The following is a 14,679-nucleotide window of genomic DNA, read 5'->3' on the forward strand; positions in this document are numbered from 1 at the left end:
AATTTCAGAACGGCGAATTGCAGGTGGTGCGGCTGCCGGCAAAAGGCTGATATGTATTATCGGACGCACGATATGAGCGGTACTGATTGCTGCACCACTGCATATGATTGATATTATCGCCCGCATTGGCTGATTTTGCCGAGCCGATGCGTTTTGTAGCGCCGCGCTGCACCAGCGGATCGCCGTTTTTATAATGCAGCACGCCGTCTTCTGTATAATAGGCACCGCTTTCTTTGCAGAGTGTGGAGCCGTAACAGTTCCGGCTGGCAGGGTCTGCGCGGTTGCCGCCGGTAATGCCCCCGACAATCAGAAGGCCGGTCGGGTTCAGAGAGGGGATGCCGCCGCTGATCTGGTTGCCGCCTGCATAGGCCGATGCGCCGGAGAGCAGGGCAATGCCCATTGTGAATGCGGTTTTCAGAATGAATCTGGACATAGGGATATCCGTTCGTGAATTTATATAGCTTAAGGCTAATATAGTATAAAAGTGCTGCCAATTTAAGAGGCAGGCTTTCCGAAGAAAATCAGTTGCAGGCAATATCACTGATTGCAATTCAACATATGGTGTTTAGGTTGAGTTATCGCATGCTGCGGAAAAGTGGGTGCCGGTTTATCCTGTAAGCCGGATGTGAACGCAATGATGAGTAGCTTAATGTCTGAGACGGTTTCTGCGCAATCAACACCGGTTATGGATAATGTTCAGCCAGAAGGGCCGGTATTATTCACCTTAGCGACATTCAATATTGAAAACCTGATGCGCCGGTTTGATTTTACCGGTTATCGCAATGAGTTGCGTCAGGATCGCTCATTGCAGCTCTTTGCGATTGATAATGAAACACAATACCGACAGCTCGAACAGGCTCGGATGGTGGCGCATACGGATGATACGCGGCAATTATCTGCTCTGTCGATTGCGCAGACACGGGCGGATATTCTCTGCCTGCAGGAAGTTGATGATCTCGCTGCGCTGAATGCTTTTGAATATGGCTACCTGTTCAAGATGGTGGGGCAGGGCTACAAACATAAATATCTGATCGATGGTAATGACAGTCGCGGTATTGATGTCAGCGTGATGATGCGTGACGTAACGCGCAGCGGCCACACGATTGAGCTGGTGAAGCTGGAGAGCAATGCGCATCTGACCTATCAGGATCTTGGTATTTATGATCCTGTACTGTCCTCCGTGGGGATTGAAGCCCATGAGCGGGTGTTTAAACGCGATTGTCTGATGCTGGATCTGCGTATTGGCGGCAAGCCGCTGACGGTCTTTGTTACGCATTTCAAATCCATGGGCGGTGTACGCTATGGTCAGGATCCCAAGCTGACAACACTGCCGGTACGACTGGCCGAGGCGCAGGCGGTTCGTATGATTATCGAGAAAAAATTCGGCCGTGACGGTGCTGCGGATGCTTCATGGGTGATCTGCGGTGATTTCAATGATTATTACGAGAAGCTCGCGATAAGCGGCGACCAGTGGGACGGCTATGATTTTACGCCGGTTCAGGAGCCGGATAATTGCCTGAATGTGTTTCTGAATGACGGTTTTGCGGTCAATCTGGTAGAGCGGCGGCCGGAGCTCGATCGCTGGACTTTGTATCACACACGTGGCCCGCAGGAGCGCCACCTGTGCCAGCTGGATTATATCTGGGCATCACCGGCTCTGGCGCAGCGCAATGCACAGGCTGTGCCGGAAATTATTCGCAATGGGCAGCCTTACCGTACCTTATTTCCTGAAGGGCAGGATGTGGTGCGCTTCCCGCGTATCGGCTGGGACAGACCAAAAGCGAGTGATCATTGTCCTGTTGCCGTCACACTTGAGCTTTAAGGACAGGCTCAGTCTAACGGAGCAGACGAATGCAAAGCAGAGATCAGAACAGGGTTTATCCTGTCCGTGATGTCAGGATACAGGTTGTTGGCGGTGTTCCTGATTATGTTGTCCGGAATCAGAAGGCTATTGATGAAAACTGGCAGCAGGAAGTAGCAAGCAATCCGACACTCTATGACGGAGAAATTTATCTGGCAGCAGAGGCGCGCCTGTCTGAAGATATTCTGAGTGCGCCCTATCAGCGTACCAGTTTTCGCAGTCTGCTTTACTGGCGCAAAGACAAAACTGCGGATAAGCCGTTTCATATTTTCGGCAGTGGCGTCATCGTCTCCTCAGATAATCAGCTATTGCTCGGGCAAATGGCCTCACACAACGCTGTCGGCGGCCGGATTTATTTTCCGGCGGGCTCCAATGATGATCAGGATATTGTTGACGGTGTGGTTGATCTTGACGGAAATGCCAGACGTGAAGTGCTGGAGGAAACCGGAATTGATCTGAATCATGCGGTGCGTACCGGTGGCTATAGTCTGGTTATGTTTGATCGCAGTCTGGCGCTGTTTCGTTGTTATTATTTCGACCGCACGGCGGATGAATTGCAGAGGCAGGTGGAGGAATTTATTGCAGCGCAAAAGCAGCCGGAATTATCGCGGGTGCTGATGATCGGGCAGGGCGGCATATTGGATGAACGCAGTCCCGATTATATTCGTACTTTCACCGACTGGTATTTTGCGCAATAGTAACGGCATATGATGCGGGCGGCTGAGATTTGAATTGCATATTATGCACTTCATGAATCATTTGAATGTTTTAACCGGCAATGCAAATGTGTTGAATCAGATACGGTACTTTCGAAAGTTCCGGAGCGGGGCGGACATGGATCATCTTAAAGGGCAGGGAATATGAACGGCATGGCTGTACAGGGGCGTTTCTACGAGATCTATGATGTTTTCACAGAGAAAGCTCTAAGCGGTAATCCGCTTGCTATTGTTCATGATTCTGAAGGGCTGGATGATGCCACAATGCTGGCCATTGCCCGCGAGTTCAATCTCTCGGAGACTGTGTTTGTTGCTCCTGCAGCCAATCCGCTGCATACAGCTTCGATACGAATTTTTACGCCGGATTATGAGTTGAATTTTGCCGGTCATCCGACCGTGGGTACGGCGGTTGCGCTGGCCTATAAAAATTGCAACGGACAAAAACCTCAGACCGACCTGATTATGACGCTTGAGGAAAAAGTCGGGCCGGTGCGTGTCGCGGTTCATTGCGCAGGTTCCGGCGACACGGAAGGACAGTCGGCAGCTTTCGCCGAATTTGACCTGCCACGCCTGCCTGAGCGTGTGAATATCACCGTAGAGAAGGAGCAGGCCGCCGCTGCCTTGCGCCTCAATACACATGAAATCGGCTTTGAAAATCACGTGCCTTCGGTCTGGAGCGGCGGTAAGCCGTTTGTGCTGGTGCCGGTGAAGAATATGATTGCCGCAGCCAAAGTTGTGGTTGATCCGGTTTTTGTGGAAGATCATATGCAGGCTTTTGAAGGTCGTGCGATACCTTTCTACATTTATACCCGTGAGACACGGCTCTTTGAGAGTAATTATCATGCGCGGATGTTCACATCCGGCAAGCATGTTTATGAAGATCCGGCCACCGGCTCTGCGGTTGCCGCCTTTGCCGGTGCAATCAACGAATTTGACCAGCCTGTAGACGGGCTTACGCAGCTATGGATCGAGCAGGGTATTCAGATGGGCAGACCATCGCGTATCCGGCTGGAGTTGGATGTGGCTGCGAAGAAGCTGACCGGTGCGCGCATCGGCGGCAGTGCGGTTAAGGTTGCTGAAGGCTATCTGAAGATTTAGAATATGTTGTATTGCGTGGCTGGTTCTTGCTAAAAGTCACAAGATGCAACATTTCTGTATCTGGAGTTGTCTGTGGCAGAAACCTCATCGCAATCTGATCCTCAAAATCCGGTTGATGCTCAAAACCCGACCGGGCAACGCATTCTGGCATCGCAGCGTCATGATGAAATTCTGCGCAGGCTGAATGAAGATGGCGTGGCGGGTATCAGTGAGGTTGCGGCGTTTTTTGATGTCTCACGGGAGACAATCCGCCGTGACCTGAAACTGTTGGCACAGCGGGGATTGCTGGCGCTGGTTCATGGCGGGGCTACAAAAATCCAGCTTCATGAACCAGCCTTGGGACTGCGCAGTCAGGAAAATAGCGGAGGCAAAGCCGCGATAGGTCAGGCCGCCTGTGCCTTGATCCGCTCCGGCATGGTAGTTTTTCTGGACTCCGGCACAACGACTTTGGCTTTAGCGCAGGCTTTAACACAACAGGATAAAGCACCGGAAAATCTGACAATCTGCACCACAAGTCTGCGAATTGCATTACAGCTTTGTCATGTGCAAACTATTCGCGTGCATATATTAGGCGGTGAGATCAGTCCTGAAGAAGAGGCCAGCGGCGGTATTGATGTATTACAGGCGCTGGAGCATTTCCGGTTTGATCTGGCATTTCTTGGCACGGGCGGCATTACTGCCGAGGGCGAGATTACGGACTTTACCCGTAATGGTGCGGAATTGCGCTCACGGCTTGCCGTTGTTGCCGGTGAAGCATGGTTTCTGGCCAGCGCAGAGAAATTCGGACGCATGACGCCGCTGCGTGTTGCACATTATGAGCAAGCCGCAGGCATTATTACAGATCACAGACCGGAGCCGCATTTTGTGACAGCACTGGCTGAGAAGGGCCTTCGGTTACATATTTCATAAATGTGATATTTTGTTGCATTTAATGTTGTTTTTTGTTGCTTTGTTTTTATAGTGATCTCAACCGGAGGGAGTGAGGTCATGACAGAGCATAAGGCAGATCACAAAAACAAAGCAGATAGTTTTCCGTCTCAGGCGCGGGTGGTGATTATTGGCGGAGGCATTATCGGCTGTTCCGTTGCCTATCATCTGACCAAAGCGGGATGGACCGATGTTGTGTTGCTGGAGCAGGGCAGTCTGAGTTGCGGCACAACGTGGCATGCGGCAGGACTGGTGGGGCAGTTGCGCAGCCATGCCAATATGACCGGCCTGATCCGCTATTCCACACAGCTTTACAGTGAGCTGGAAGCGGAAACCGGCTTAGCGACCGGATGGAAGAAATGCGGCTCCCTGTCTGTTGCCCGCAGCAAAGATCGCATGACTGTTTTGCAGCGCACTGCTGCCTCTGCTCGTGCGCAGGGTGTCAATGTCGAGGTGATTTCAGCCCTTGAGGCAGGCGATCTCTGGCCGGTTATGGCCACGGATGACTTGCAGGGGGCTGTCTGGCTGCCGGATGACGGAAAGGCTAATCCCAGTGATCTGACACAATCTTTGGCGCGCGGCGCACGAATGCGCGGTGCCAGAATATTGGAACGGGTTCAGGTGACCGGTATTACCGTGAAAAATGGCCGTGCTTGCGGTGTTGAAACGGATCGCGGCAATATTATTGCAGAAATCGTGGTCAATTGCGCGGGGCAATGGGCGTGTAAAGTCGGACAGATGTGCGGTGTAACGGTGCCTCTGCATTCGGCAGAACATATGTATATCGTCACCGGAAAGATTGAGGGCGTGCATCCGGATTTACCGGTTATGCGTGATCCGGACGGTTATATTTATTTCAAGGAAGAGGTTGGTGGTCTGGTCATGGGTGGTTTTGAGCCGCAGGCCAAACCATGGGGTATGCAGGGTATCCCCGATAAGTTTGAATTTGCTTTGCTGGAAGATGACTGGGATCAGTTTGAGCCGCTGATGGAAAATGCTCTGATCCGCGTGCCGCAACTGGCGGAAGCAGAAGTGAAGAAGTTTTATAACGGGCCGGAAAGCTTCACTCCCGATAATAATTTTATTCTCGGTGAGGCACCGGAACTGAAGAATTTCTTTGTTGGCGCCGGTTTTAATTCCATGGGTATTGCCAGTGCCGGCGGTGCGGGACGTGCGCTCGCGGAATGGATTATCAATGGTGCTCCGACGATGGATCTCTGGCCGGTGGATATCCGCCGTTTTGCCGGATTCAACAATAATCAGCGCTGGCTACATGACCGCGTTAAAGAAACGCTTGGTCTGCACTATGCAATGCCCTGGCCGAACCGCGAGCTTGATACGGCGCGGCCGTTCCGCCGGTCGCCGCTTTATCATCTTCTGGAGGCGAAGGGGGCTTGTTTCGGTTCGAAAATGGGCTGGGAGCGGGCGAACTGGTTTGCGGATAAGGGACAGAAGCCGGAGACGGTCTATAGTTTCGGGCGGCAGAACTGGCATGAGAATGTCGGGCGTGAAATGCAGGCTGTGCGCGAGCATGTTGCTTTCTTTGATCAGAGTTCTTTCGCCAAGCTGCTGATACAGGGGCGTGATGCCTGTCGGGTTCTCAACCATCTCTGTGTCGCTGATATTGATGTGCCGGTGGGGTCGTCGGTTTATACGGGCATGCTCAATGAGCGCGGCGGTTATGAAACAGATCTGACTGTGCTGCGGCTTGGTGCGGAGAAATTTCTGATCATTACCGGCTCCGCGCAGGCAGTTCACGATGCGGATTGGATTAACCGGCATATCAACGACGAAGATTATGTAACGGTCACCGATGTTTCCTCCGCCTATGCAGTGCTGGCACTGATGGGGCCGCAGTCGCGCAGCCTATTGCAAAAACTGAGTGATACGGATTTCAGCAATGCAGCATTTCCGTTTGGTCAGGTGCGTGAAATCGGCGTGGGCTATGCAACCGCTTTTGCCAACCGCATGACCTATGTGGGTGAGCTTGGCTGGGAACTGATTGTGCCTGTTGAATTTGCCGTTGGTGTTTATGAAGCGCTGCAGGACGCGGGGCAGGAATTCGGCCTGCGTGATGCCGGATATTATGCACTGGAAGCCCTGCGCCTTGAGAAAGGTTATCGTGCATGGAGCCGCGAACTGACGCCGGATATTAATCCCTATGAGGCCGGACTGGGATTTACCGTGGCGATGGATAAGGCCGGTGGTTTTATCGGGCGGGATGCGCTGGTGAAGTTCAAGGCTGAAAATATTCTGAAGCGGCGCATTGTGCAGCTGACCCTTGATGATGCAGATGCCGTTTTGTGGGGCGGGGAACTGATCCTGTGCAATGGCGTGCCTGCCGGTGAAATCCGCTCTGCTGCCCATGGTCATACATTGGGCTGTGCTGTTGCCTTGGGGCTAATCAGTCATACGGAGGGCGTTAGTAAAGACTGGCTGGAGCAGGGGGATTTCGAGGTTGATGTTGCCGGTCAGTGCTACTCTGCGCATGTGCATTTGCGCAGCCCTTATGACCCGAAATCCGAGCGGGTAAAGATCTGATTTTGATTCAATAACCTACCGAATGATGTTGTTTTATTTATAAAAACAGATCTTCCGGCGGGCTTCCGATTGTGGAGGCTACTATGTCGGGGCGGCGTGCCGCGACCGCTGTCACAATGGCATCTGCCAGCGCAAAGATTGCTGCCGGAGAATTCGGCAGCAAACGGTTCCGCGCCGGTGCGAAAAAGATTGTATCAGCAACCTGAACGAGCGGTGATGTCGGGCTGTCGGTGATTGCCAGAATCACTGCCCCTTTTTGCTTGGCAGCTTTGGAAAGCTGCACGGTATTGTTGGAATAACGCGGCATGGAAATAGCGATAACCACATCGCCTTCATCCACCGAGCGCACAAAATTGTTGGAATATTGGGATGCGCCGCGTGACAGAATATTGGATACGTTTTTCTCCGTATAGAGAGCCAGTCCTTCCTCCAGCAATGTCGCAGCGTAATGGCTGGCGCCGGTGCCGAGAATGATGATGCGTCTGGCATTGATAATGGCTTCAATAAATGCCTCCGATGAAGGCGTATCAATATTGGCAATCGTGTCTTTGATATTGTCGGAACAATCGGCCAGAACAGTATGCAAATAGGCACTTTGCTGGCCGGACTGGGTGTTTTCAGCACTGTTTAATCTGTTAACTGACGGTGAAAACTGAAAGTCCGAGACAATTTTTTCACGAAACTCACCATAACCGCTATAGCCAGCCGCACGCACGAAACGGGTGATTGTGGCGGTCGAGCTGCCACTGGCATGAGCCAGCCCTTCAATCGACATGGCAACGACATCCAGCGGTTTTGCCAGAACAAAATCGGCAATCCGGCGATAGGATTTGCTGAAAGAAGGATATGCCGCAGACATGCGGTTGGCAAAATCGGACTTGGGATTCAAAGTTTGCGACATGATGGTTTCCGGTGTTGACGGCATAAAATTTTCATATACTCTATTTTTGAAAATAACCATGTCAAATATAATGATAATTATATCAAAAATGACATTCGTTGGGGAACGGAGACTTTTATGTATAAAAAAATGCTCGTGGCGAGTCTGCTGGGAACAACTCTGCTAAGCTCTGCTTTGATGAGCGGTGCGGCATCAGCTGAAACACTGCGCATTGCGCTCGGATCAGAACCGACTGCAATTGATCCGCATTATCATGATCTGACACCGAATAATGCTTTGGCAGTCCATATATTTGACGGACTGACCCGTCAGGATGAAAAGCAGAATGTACATCCGTCTCTTGCAAGTTCATGGGAGAATGACGGCAAGAATACCTGGACATTCAAATTGCGGGAAGGCGTGACTTTCTCTGATGGTTCACCTTTTACTGCCGATGATGTGATCTTTACTTTCTGCCGCACGCTGAAAAACGAAACAGCGATTGCCGGTTCCTTTGCGGACATTACCGCGAATTTTGAGTCTGTTGAAGCACCTGATGCGCAGACACTGGTGATTAAGACCAAAGCGCCTGAGCCGCTGCTTCCGTCCTTTATCGGCACTGTGGGTATTCTGAGTTCCTCAATCGTCAAACATGACAAGATCAGTTTCGCACCGGAGCAGAATTGCGGTGTGACCGGTGCTTGGCCGGTGGTTGGTGATTTCAATGACGGCAAACTTGCAATCGGCACCGGCCCTTACAAGCTGAAAAGCTATGTGCGCGGTTCTGCTATCGAGCTGGAACGTAATGATAAATATTGGGGCGAAGCCGAGCCATGGGAAGCTGTGCGTTTCCTGCCGGTTCCGAATGCCGGTCCGCGTCTCGCCGGTCTTCTCGCCGGTGACTATGATATTATCGAAAATCCGGCTGCCCGCGATCTGTCCCGTATCAAGGATGATAAGCGTTTCGGCTACACGATCACACCTTCAACACGCGTGATTTATTACCAGCTTGATGTGGCGCGTGATGAAAGCCCTTATGTCAAAGCTGCTGACGGCAAAAACCCGCTGAAGGATGTGCGTGTCCGTCAGGCTATGTCGCTGGCGATTGACCGTAATGCTATTGTTGCCCGTCTGATGGACGGTGCGGCGGAACCTGCCTATCAGTTCCTGCCTACGGGCATGTTCGGCACACTGCCAAACCCGCCGGAACTGCGTTATGATCCTGCGGAAGCCAAGAAACTGCTGGCTGAAGCCGGATATCCTGACGGTTTCCAGCTGACACTTTCCACCACCAATGACCGCTATATCAATGACAGCCAGATCACGCAGGCCGTGGCACAATATCTGACGCAGATCGGCATTAAGTCGGATGTGGATGCCATGACCCGCGCCATCTATTTCCCGCGCCGTTCCAAGAAGGAGCTGAGTGTGGCGATCGGCGGCTGGGGTTCCACCAGCGGTGAAGCTTCATCCTTCCTGCGCCAGTGGCCGGCAAAGCCGAATGAAGAAGGCACTTTGGGCGGCTCCAATTATGGCGGCTATTCCAACCCTGCTTTTGACAAGCTGATCTATGAAGCTGTTGCAACAATGGACGATAATAAGCGCTCGGAACTGCTCCAGCAGGCACAGACCGAAGTGATGAAAGACTATGCTTTCATTCCGTTGCATTTCGAAAGCGGTATCTGGGCGCATAAGGCCAATGTCACTTATACCGGTCGTTCAGACCAGTTCACGATGGCTATGTCTGCCAAGCCGGCCAAGTAACTGAGGGTTAAGACCGGAGCGTGTGACGTGGTTTACTCAATGTCACCCGCTCTGGAGTCTTTCGTGGGGACATCATCACAGTCAGACTTGTTCTTGCCTGACTGTGAAATATTTCAGCCCCAGATAATCTGAGAAGCATGTCATGACAGCTTATATTCTTCAGCGACTTATCCAGAGCGCATTGGTTTTGCTTGCTGTGTCGGTTGCTGTTTTCTTTGCCGTATATGGCATTGGTGATCCGATTGAACTTCTTGTTCCCCCGCAGGTCAGTGCTGCCGAACGGCTGGCTCTGATTAAGCGGCTGGGGCTCGATCTGCCGGTATGGCAGCAATATTTCACATTTCTGGGCAATGCCCTGAAAGGCGACCTCGGCACATCTTTCGTTCACGGTGTGCCGGTGGTCTCGCTTATTCTTGCCCGCTTGCCAGCTACATTTGAACTGGTACTGCTGTCGATGACAGTTGCCGCCGTTATCGGTATTCCGCTGGGTCTTCTGGCTGGGCTTAATCCTGACAGCCGCCCGTCGCGTTTCATTATGGCCGGTACAGTCATCGGCTTTTCACTGCCGAGTTTCTGGAAAGGCATGATGCTGGTGCTGCTGTTCAGCGTGGCACTTGGCTGGCTGCCGACAGCAGGGCGGGGCGAAACCGTTTCTGTGCTCGGCGTTCAGACCAGTCTGTTTACCGCCAATGGTCTGCGCCATCTGATCCTGCCTGCGCTTAATCTTGCTATTCCCAATATGGCTTTGATGATCCGCCTTGTAGCGGCCGGCACCACGGAAGCGATGACGCAGGATTATGTGAAATTCGCCCGCGCCAAAGGTGTACGCCGCAAGCGTATCGTCAACCGCCATGTGCTGCGCAATATTCTGATACCTGTTGTGACTGTTGTCGGCATTGAATTCGGCAGTCTTGTTGCTTTCTCCACCATTACCGAAACCGTGTTCTCATGGCCCGGCATGGGCAAACTGCTGATTGACAGTATCTACCAGCTCGACCGCCCTGTGGTGGTTGCCTATGTGCTGCTGGCCACGCTGCTGTTCGTCGCTGTGAATTTCATGGTCGATGTGCTCTATGCGGTTCTCGATCCGCGGGTCAAACTTTCCGGAGATATGGTATGAATAAGCCGATTATTCCGGATTATGCCAATACACCGCTGCGCCAGAAAGTGCTGCGCAGCATCCGCAACAAACCGACAACACGCGGTGCGGGTATCCTGCTCGGGCTGCTGGTTTTGCTGGCGGTGCTGGCGCCTTTTATTGCCCCGCAAGACCCTTATGATCTTGCCTCTTTGAGCGTGATGGATAACCGTCTTGCACCAGGCTCAACAAGTATGACGGGTTCGGTCTACTGGCTGGGCACGGATGCGCAAGGCCGCGATATGGTCAGCGCCATCCTCTATGGTTTGCGTACCAGCCTGCTGGTCGGTCTGCTGTCGACACTTGGCGCCATGACCATCGGTGTGAGTGCCGGATTGCTGGCCGCACAACTTGGTGGTGTTGCCGATGCGATTATCATGCGCGTGGTGGATTTTATGCTTGGCTTTCCGTCAATGCTGGTGGCGCTGGTGCTGCTGGCCTCGGTCGGGCGCGGTGTTGATAAAGTGATCCTCGCGATTATTCTGGTGCAATGGGCGCAATATGCCCGTCTTATGCGTGCTTCTGCTCTGGTTGAGCGCCGTAAGGAATATATCGAAGCGGCCGTCAATTTCGGCCTGCCGACCCATTATATTATGCTCCGGCATTTGCTGCCGAATTCCATCGGCTCTGTGCTGGTGATCTCCACCATCAGTATTGCCAGCGCCATCACATTGGAAGCGACCTTGTCCTTCCTCGGTGTTGGTGTGCCGGTGACGCAGCCGTCGCTTGGCCTTCTGATTGCTAATGGATTTGATTATCTGTTGTCGGGCGAATACTGGATTGCCGTGTTTCCGGGGATTGCACTGGTTCTGCTGATTATCTCGCTCAATTTTGTCGGTGACCGCCTGCGTCGCAGCTTTAATGTGAGGGGCGTGTGATGACGGCTTTGCTTGAAGTAAAGGGTTTAAGGACCGTATTTCACCTGCTGGGCGGTACATGGTCGGCAGTTGATGGCATTGATCTGAGCATTGCACGTGGCGAAGTGCTGTGCCTTGTCGGCGAGTCCGGTTCCGGTAAATCTGTCACCGGTTTTTCTCTGGTACAACTGATTGATCCGCCGGGGGAAATTGTTGAAGGCGAAATCCTGTTCAATGGCGAAAATCTGCGTGAAGCATCCGATGAACGTCTGCGTAATTTACGCGGCGACCGCATCGCTATGATTTTTCAGGATCCGCTTTCCACGCTTAATCCGGTACTGACCATTGGTGAGCAAATGTGCGAGGCGATCCTTGAACATCGTTCCTGTGGTAAAGCGCAAGCGATGAAAGAGGCGGCGGATGCGCTGGGGCGGGTTGGCATTTCCTCACCGGAAGTGCGGCTCAAACAATATCCGCATGAGTTTTCCGGTGGTATGCGCCAGCGCGTGGCGATTGCCACCGCATTGCTCAATAACCCCGATCTGATTATTGCCGATGAGCCGACCACGGCTCTGGATGTGACCATTCAGAGCCAGATCCTCTATGAGGTGCAGAAGCTGGTACGGGAAACTGGTACTGCTGTGCTGTGGATTACTCATGATCTTGCAGTCGTGGCTGAACTCGCCGATCGTGTGGCGGTAATGTATGCGGGGCAGATTGTTGAAACCGGTGCGGTCGATGATGTGCTGGACAGACCGCTGCATCCTTATACGCAAGGTCTGCTGAATTCGTCTTCCGGCACGGTAAAACCGGGGGAACGCCTGCACCAGATTGACGGCAATGCACCGCGTATTGATGACAGGCCAAGCGGCTGTCCGTTCCGCACGCGCTGCGAGCGCGTCAAACCGGTTTGTGCAGAAGTTAATCCCGAACAGCAGGTGATCGACGGGCGGATTTTCCGTTGTCACAATCCGGTATCACTGCCTGTCCGTGAGGCATTTACTCAGGAGGCAAGACCATGAGTGATGCATTTTTTGAAATGCGCGGGGTGAAGAAGCATTTTCACTCCAAATCCACAATGGCTGACCGCATTCTGCGCCTGACAGGGCAGGCCGCACCGGCGCGGGTTTTACGTGCGGTAGATGGTGTTGATCTCAGTATCAAACGTGGAGAAGTGTTGGGACTTGTCGGCGAGTCCGGCTGCGGGAAGTCCACTCTGTCCCGTATGGCTACAGGGATTTATCAACCGACCGCAGGCAATGTGCTTTATGACGGTCGCGCCGTTGAAAAGCTCAAAGGCCGTGAAAAACTCGACTTTCTTTTGAAAGTACAGATGATTTTTCAGGATCCTTACGCTTCGCTTGATCCGCGCATGAAGGTCAATCAGATTGTCGGCGAGGCACTGAAGGTGCATCGCCTGATGCCGAAAGCCGAGATTGCCGGTGCGGTGAACAAAGCGCTTGAAGAGGTGGGGCTTGATCTCGCCTATCGTGACCGCTATCCGCACCAGTTTTCCGGTGGCCAGCGTCAGCGTATCGGTATTGCCCGCGCTTTGTCAGTGAAACCTGATTTTCTGGTTTGTGATGAGCCGGTATCTGCACTTGATGTGTCTATTCAGGCGCAGGTGATCAATCTGTTTATGGATTTGCGTGCCCGTTACGGGCTGACTTATCTGTTTGTCAGCCATGATCTCGGCGTTGTCCGGCATATCAGCGATCGGATTGCGATCATGTATCTCGGCCGTATCGTTGAGATTGGTTCCGCATCAGCAATTTTCAGCAAGCCTGCGCATCCCTATAGCGCGGCTCTGATTAATGCCAGCCCGTCGATCAGCCGTCGTAAACGTGATTTCCAGCCGCTGACCGGTGATCTGCCATCACCGCTGGCACCGCCTTCCGGCTGTCCGTTTCATCCGCGCTGCGCCCATGCCATGCCGGTATGCCGCGAGCGCCGCCCCGAACTAAAAGATGTGACAGCCGACCAGAGTGCTGCCTGTCACTTGCATAATCCGGAGACATAATGACTACCACCATTCTTCGTCCAGAAACCGGACGCAGTACGCTGCCGTTTGTTGATCAGTATCATCCGGACAGACCACTGGAAGTAAATTTCTACCGCCCTGAAAGCTATCGCCCCGAAGATCCGGTGATTATCGTTCAGCATGGTATGCTGCGTAATGGCGATGAATATCGTGATTTCTGGATTCCGGCGGCTGAAAAACACCGTTTACTGATTGTTGCGCCGACATTTCCCGATGCTCAGTTCCCGATGGCGGAAAGCTATAATAACGGGCTGATCCTCGATGAAAGTGCAGGACTTGTGCGTGAAAAGCAGGATTGGCTTTATGGTGTGCCTGCGCGTGTTCTTGCAGCCCTTCAGGCCGGAGGTGTGACCACGCAGAAACAGGTGCGTTTATACGGCCATTCGGCTGGTGGGCAGTTCTCACATCGTCTGCTTGCCACGCAGGATCACAGTATTTTCTCGGATGTGGTTGCGGCCAATCCGGGCTGGTACACACTGCCTGATCTGTCGCGTAAATTTCCGGAAGGTATGGGTGGCATTGGTCTCGATGAGACGCAGCTTGCCCGCTGGTTTGCCTATCCGATGCATATTTTTGCCGGTGATCAGGATATTGATGAGGCTGATCCCAATTTGCCGGATCAGCCGGAAGCATTCGCGCAGGGACCTTCCCGCTATAAACGCGCATATTTCGTCTATGATTTTGCGAAGAAACAAGCACAAAGTTTGGGCATGCCGTTCAACTGGAAGTTGATTGATGTGGCCGGTGTCGGTCATGACGGTGCGGCTATGTCGCGTGCCGCTGCGGCTTACTGGTTTGAGGGGCGTATTCCGCCCGCATCCGAACTGGTCTTTGAAGAAGCAACCAATCTCTAATT

At 52.7% G+C, this 14,679-nt stretch carries 13 protein-coding genes; 11 read left to right on the forward strand and 2 right to left on the reverse strand.

Going from position 1 to position 14,679, the window contains the following annotated elements; genetic code table 11:
* Nucleotides 1-4: 4 nt before the first annotated feature.
* On the reverse strand, nt 5-433 hold the full coding sequence (locus JNC80_RS05810; RefSeq protein ID WP_075656197.1) for a BA14K family protein: 429 nt from the start codon (nt 431-433) through the stop codon (nt 5-7).
* A gap of 252 nt (nt 434-685) precedes the next feature.
* Between JNC80_RS05810 and JNC80_RS05815 the strand changes: the two genes are divergently transcribed.
* The 5 genes from JNC80_RS05815 (at nt 686) to JNC80_RS05835 (ending at nt 7,143) form a co-directional block, all read left to right on the forward strand.
* Nucleotides 686-1,822, forward strand: coding sequence for an endonuclease/exonuclease/phosphatase family protein (locus JNC80_RS05815; protein WP_445482806.1), 1,137 nt, complete (start codon nt 686-688; stop codon nt 1,820-1,822).
* 29 nt (nt 1,823-1,851) lie between these two features.
* Nucleotides 1,852-2,559: an NUDIX hydrolase gene (locus tag JNC80_RS05820; RefSeq protein WP_376709759.1), complete on the forward strand. Its 708-nt coding sequence runs from the start codon at nt 1,852-1,854 to the stop codon at nt 2,557-2,559.
* Between the two features lie 162 nt (nt 2,560-2,721).
* Nucleotides 2,722-3,675: a PhzF family protein gene (locus tag JNC80_RS05825; protein WP_151159909.1), complete on the forward strand. Its 954-nt coding sequence runs from the start codon at nt 2,722-2,724 to the stop codon at nt 3,673-3,675.
* Between the two features lie 66 nt (nt 3,676-3,741).
* A complete protein-coding gene (locus JNC80_RS05830; RefSeq protein WP_376709760.1) occupies nt 3,742-4,584 on the forward strand; it encodes a DeoR/GlpR family DNA-binding transcription regulator in 843 nt (280 codons plus the stop codon).
* A gap of 78 nt (nt 4,585-4,662) precedes the next feature.
* The gene (locus JNC80_RS05835; RefSeq protein ID WP_376709762.1) at nt 4,663-7,143 is read left to right on the forward strand and encodes a GcvT family protein; all 2,481 of its coding nucleotides are present in this window, start codon (nt 4,663-4,665) and stop codon (nt 7,141-7,143) included.
* Between the two features lie 37 nt (nt 7,144-7,180).
* Here the strand turns inward: JNC80_RS05835 and JNC80_RS05840 are convergent, their stop codons facing one another.
* Nucleotides 7,181-8,044: a MurR/RpiR family transcriptional regulator gene (locus JNC80_RS05840; RefSeq protein WP_376709763.1), complete on the reverse strand. Its 864-nt coding sequence runs from the start codon at nt 8,042-8,044 to the stop codon at nt 7,181-7,183.
* Between the two features lie 117 nt (nt 8,045-8,161).
* Between JNC80_RS05840 and JNC80_RS05845 the strand changes: the two genes are divergently transcribed.
* The 6 genes from JNC80_RS05845 to JNC80_RS05870 all read left to right on the forward strand — a co-directional run bounded on the left by JNC80_RS05845 (nt 8,162) and on the right by JNC80_RS05870 (nt 14,677).
* Complete coding sequence (locus tag JNC80_RS05845; RefSeq protein WP_075656203.1) at nt 8,162-9,787, forward strand: ABC transporter substrate-binding protein; 1,626 nt, start codon at nt 8,162-8,164, stop codon at nt 9,785-9,787.
* Nucleotides 9,788-9,929: 142 nt separating this feature from the next.
* Nucleotides 9,930-10,907, forward strand: a complete 978-nt coding sequence (locus tag JNC80_RS05850; protein WP_376709764.1) for an ABC transporter permease — start codon at nt 9,930-9,932, stop codon at nt 10,905-10,907.
* Nucleotides 10,904-11,803, forward strand: a complete 900-nt coding sequence (locus JNC80_RS05855) for an ABC transporter permease (protein ID WP_075656207.1) — start codon at nt 10,904-10,906, stop codon at nt 11,801-11,803. The genes JNC80_RS05850 and JNC80_RS05855 overlap by 4 nt, the downstream gene beginning before the upstream one ends.
* Entirely contained in the window at nt 11,803-12,804 is a 1,002-nt protein-coding gene (locus JNC80_RS05860) for an ABC transporter ATP-binding protein (RefSeq protein ID WP_376709765.1), read from the forward strand. The genes JNC80_RS05855 and JNC80_RS05860 overlap by 1 nt, the downstream gene beginning before the upstream one ends.
* Nucleotides 12,801-13,802: an ABC transporter ATP-binding protein gene (locus JNC80_RS05865; RefSeq protein ID WP_075656211.1), complete on the forward strand. Its 1,002-nt coding sequence runs from the start codon at nt 12,801-12,803 to the stop codon at nt 13,800-13,802. The genes JNC80_RS05860 and JNC80_RS05865 overlap by 4 nt, the downstream gene beginning before the upstream one ends.
* Complete coding sequence (locus JNC80_RS05870; protein ID WP_376709766.1) at nt 13,802-14,677, forward strand: alpha/beta hydrolase family protein; 876 nt, start codon at nt 13,802-13,804, stop codon at nt 14,675-14,677. The genes JNC80_RS05865 and JNC80_RS05870 overlap by 1 nt, the downstream gene beginning before the upstream one ends.
* Nucleotides 14,678-14,679 lie beyond the last annotated feature (2 nt).

Origin of the sequence: Pseudochrobactrum lubricantis (assembly GCF_041929865.1) — a bacterium.
Taxonomy (GTDB): domain Bacteria; phylum Pseudomonadota; class Alphaproteobacteria; order Rhizobiales; family Rhizobiaceae; genus Pseudochrobactrum; species Pseudochrobactrum saccharolyticum.

What these genes read in the sequence shown, in the direction of transcription:
- JNC80_RS05845 (WP_075656203.1), top strand. Translation starts at nt 8,162, where the DNA reads ATGTATAAAAAAATGCTCGTGGCGAGTCTGCTGGGAACAACTCTGCTA.
- JNC80_RS05825 (WP_151159909.1), top strand. Translation starts at nt 2,722, where the DNA reads ATGAACGGCATGGCTGTACAGGGGCGTTTCTACGAGATCTATGATGTT.
- JNC80_RS05840 (WP_376709763.1), bottom strand. Translation starts at nt 8,044, where the DNA reads ATGTCGCAAACTTTGAATCCCAAGTCCGATTTTGCCAACCGCATGTCT.
- JNC80_RS05855 (WP_075656207.1), top strand. Translation starts at nt 10,904, where the DNA reads ATGAATAAGCCGATTATTCCGGATTATGCCAATACACCGCTGCGCCAG.
- JNC80_RS05835 (WP_376709762.1), top strand. Translation starts at nt 4,663, where the DNA reads ATGACAGAGCATAAGGCAGATCACAAAAACAAAGCAGATAGTTTTCCG.
- JNC80_RS05810 (WP_075656197.1), bottom strand. Translation starts at nt 433, where the DNA reads ATGTCCAGATTCATTCTGAAAACCGCATTCACAATGGGCATTGCCCTG.
- JNC80_RS05815 (WP_445482806.1), top strand. Translation starts at nt 686, where the DNA reads ATGGATAATGTTCAGCCAGAAGGGCCGGTATTATTCACCTTAGCGACA.
- JNC80_RS05865 (WP_075656211.1), top strand. Translation starts at nt 12,801, where the DNA reads ATGAGTGATGCATTTTTTGAAATGCGCGGGGTGAAGAAGCATTTTCAC.
- JNC80_RS05860 (WP_376709765.1), top strand. Translation starts at nt 11,803, where the DNA reads ATGACGGCTTTGCTTGAAGTAAAGGGTTTAAGGACCGTATTTCACCTG.
- JNC80_RS05820 (WP_376709759.1), top strand. Translation starts at nt 1,852, where the DNA reads ATGCAAAGCAGAGATCAGAACAGGGTTTATCCTGTCCGTGATGTCAGG.
- JNC80_RS05850 (WP_376709764.1), top strand. Translation starts at nt 9,930, where the DNA reads ATGACAGCTTATATTCTTCAGCGACTTATCCAGAGCGCATTGGTTTTG.
- JNC80_RS05870 (WP_376709766.1), top strand. Translation starts at nt 13,802, where the DNA reads ATGACTACCACCATTCTTCGTCCAGAAACCGGACGCAGTACGCTGCCG.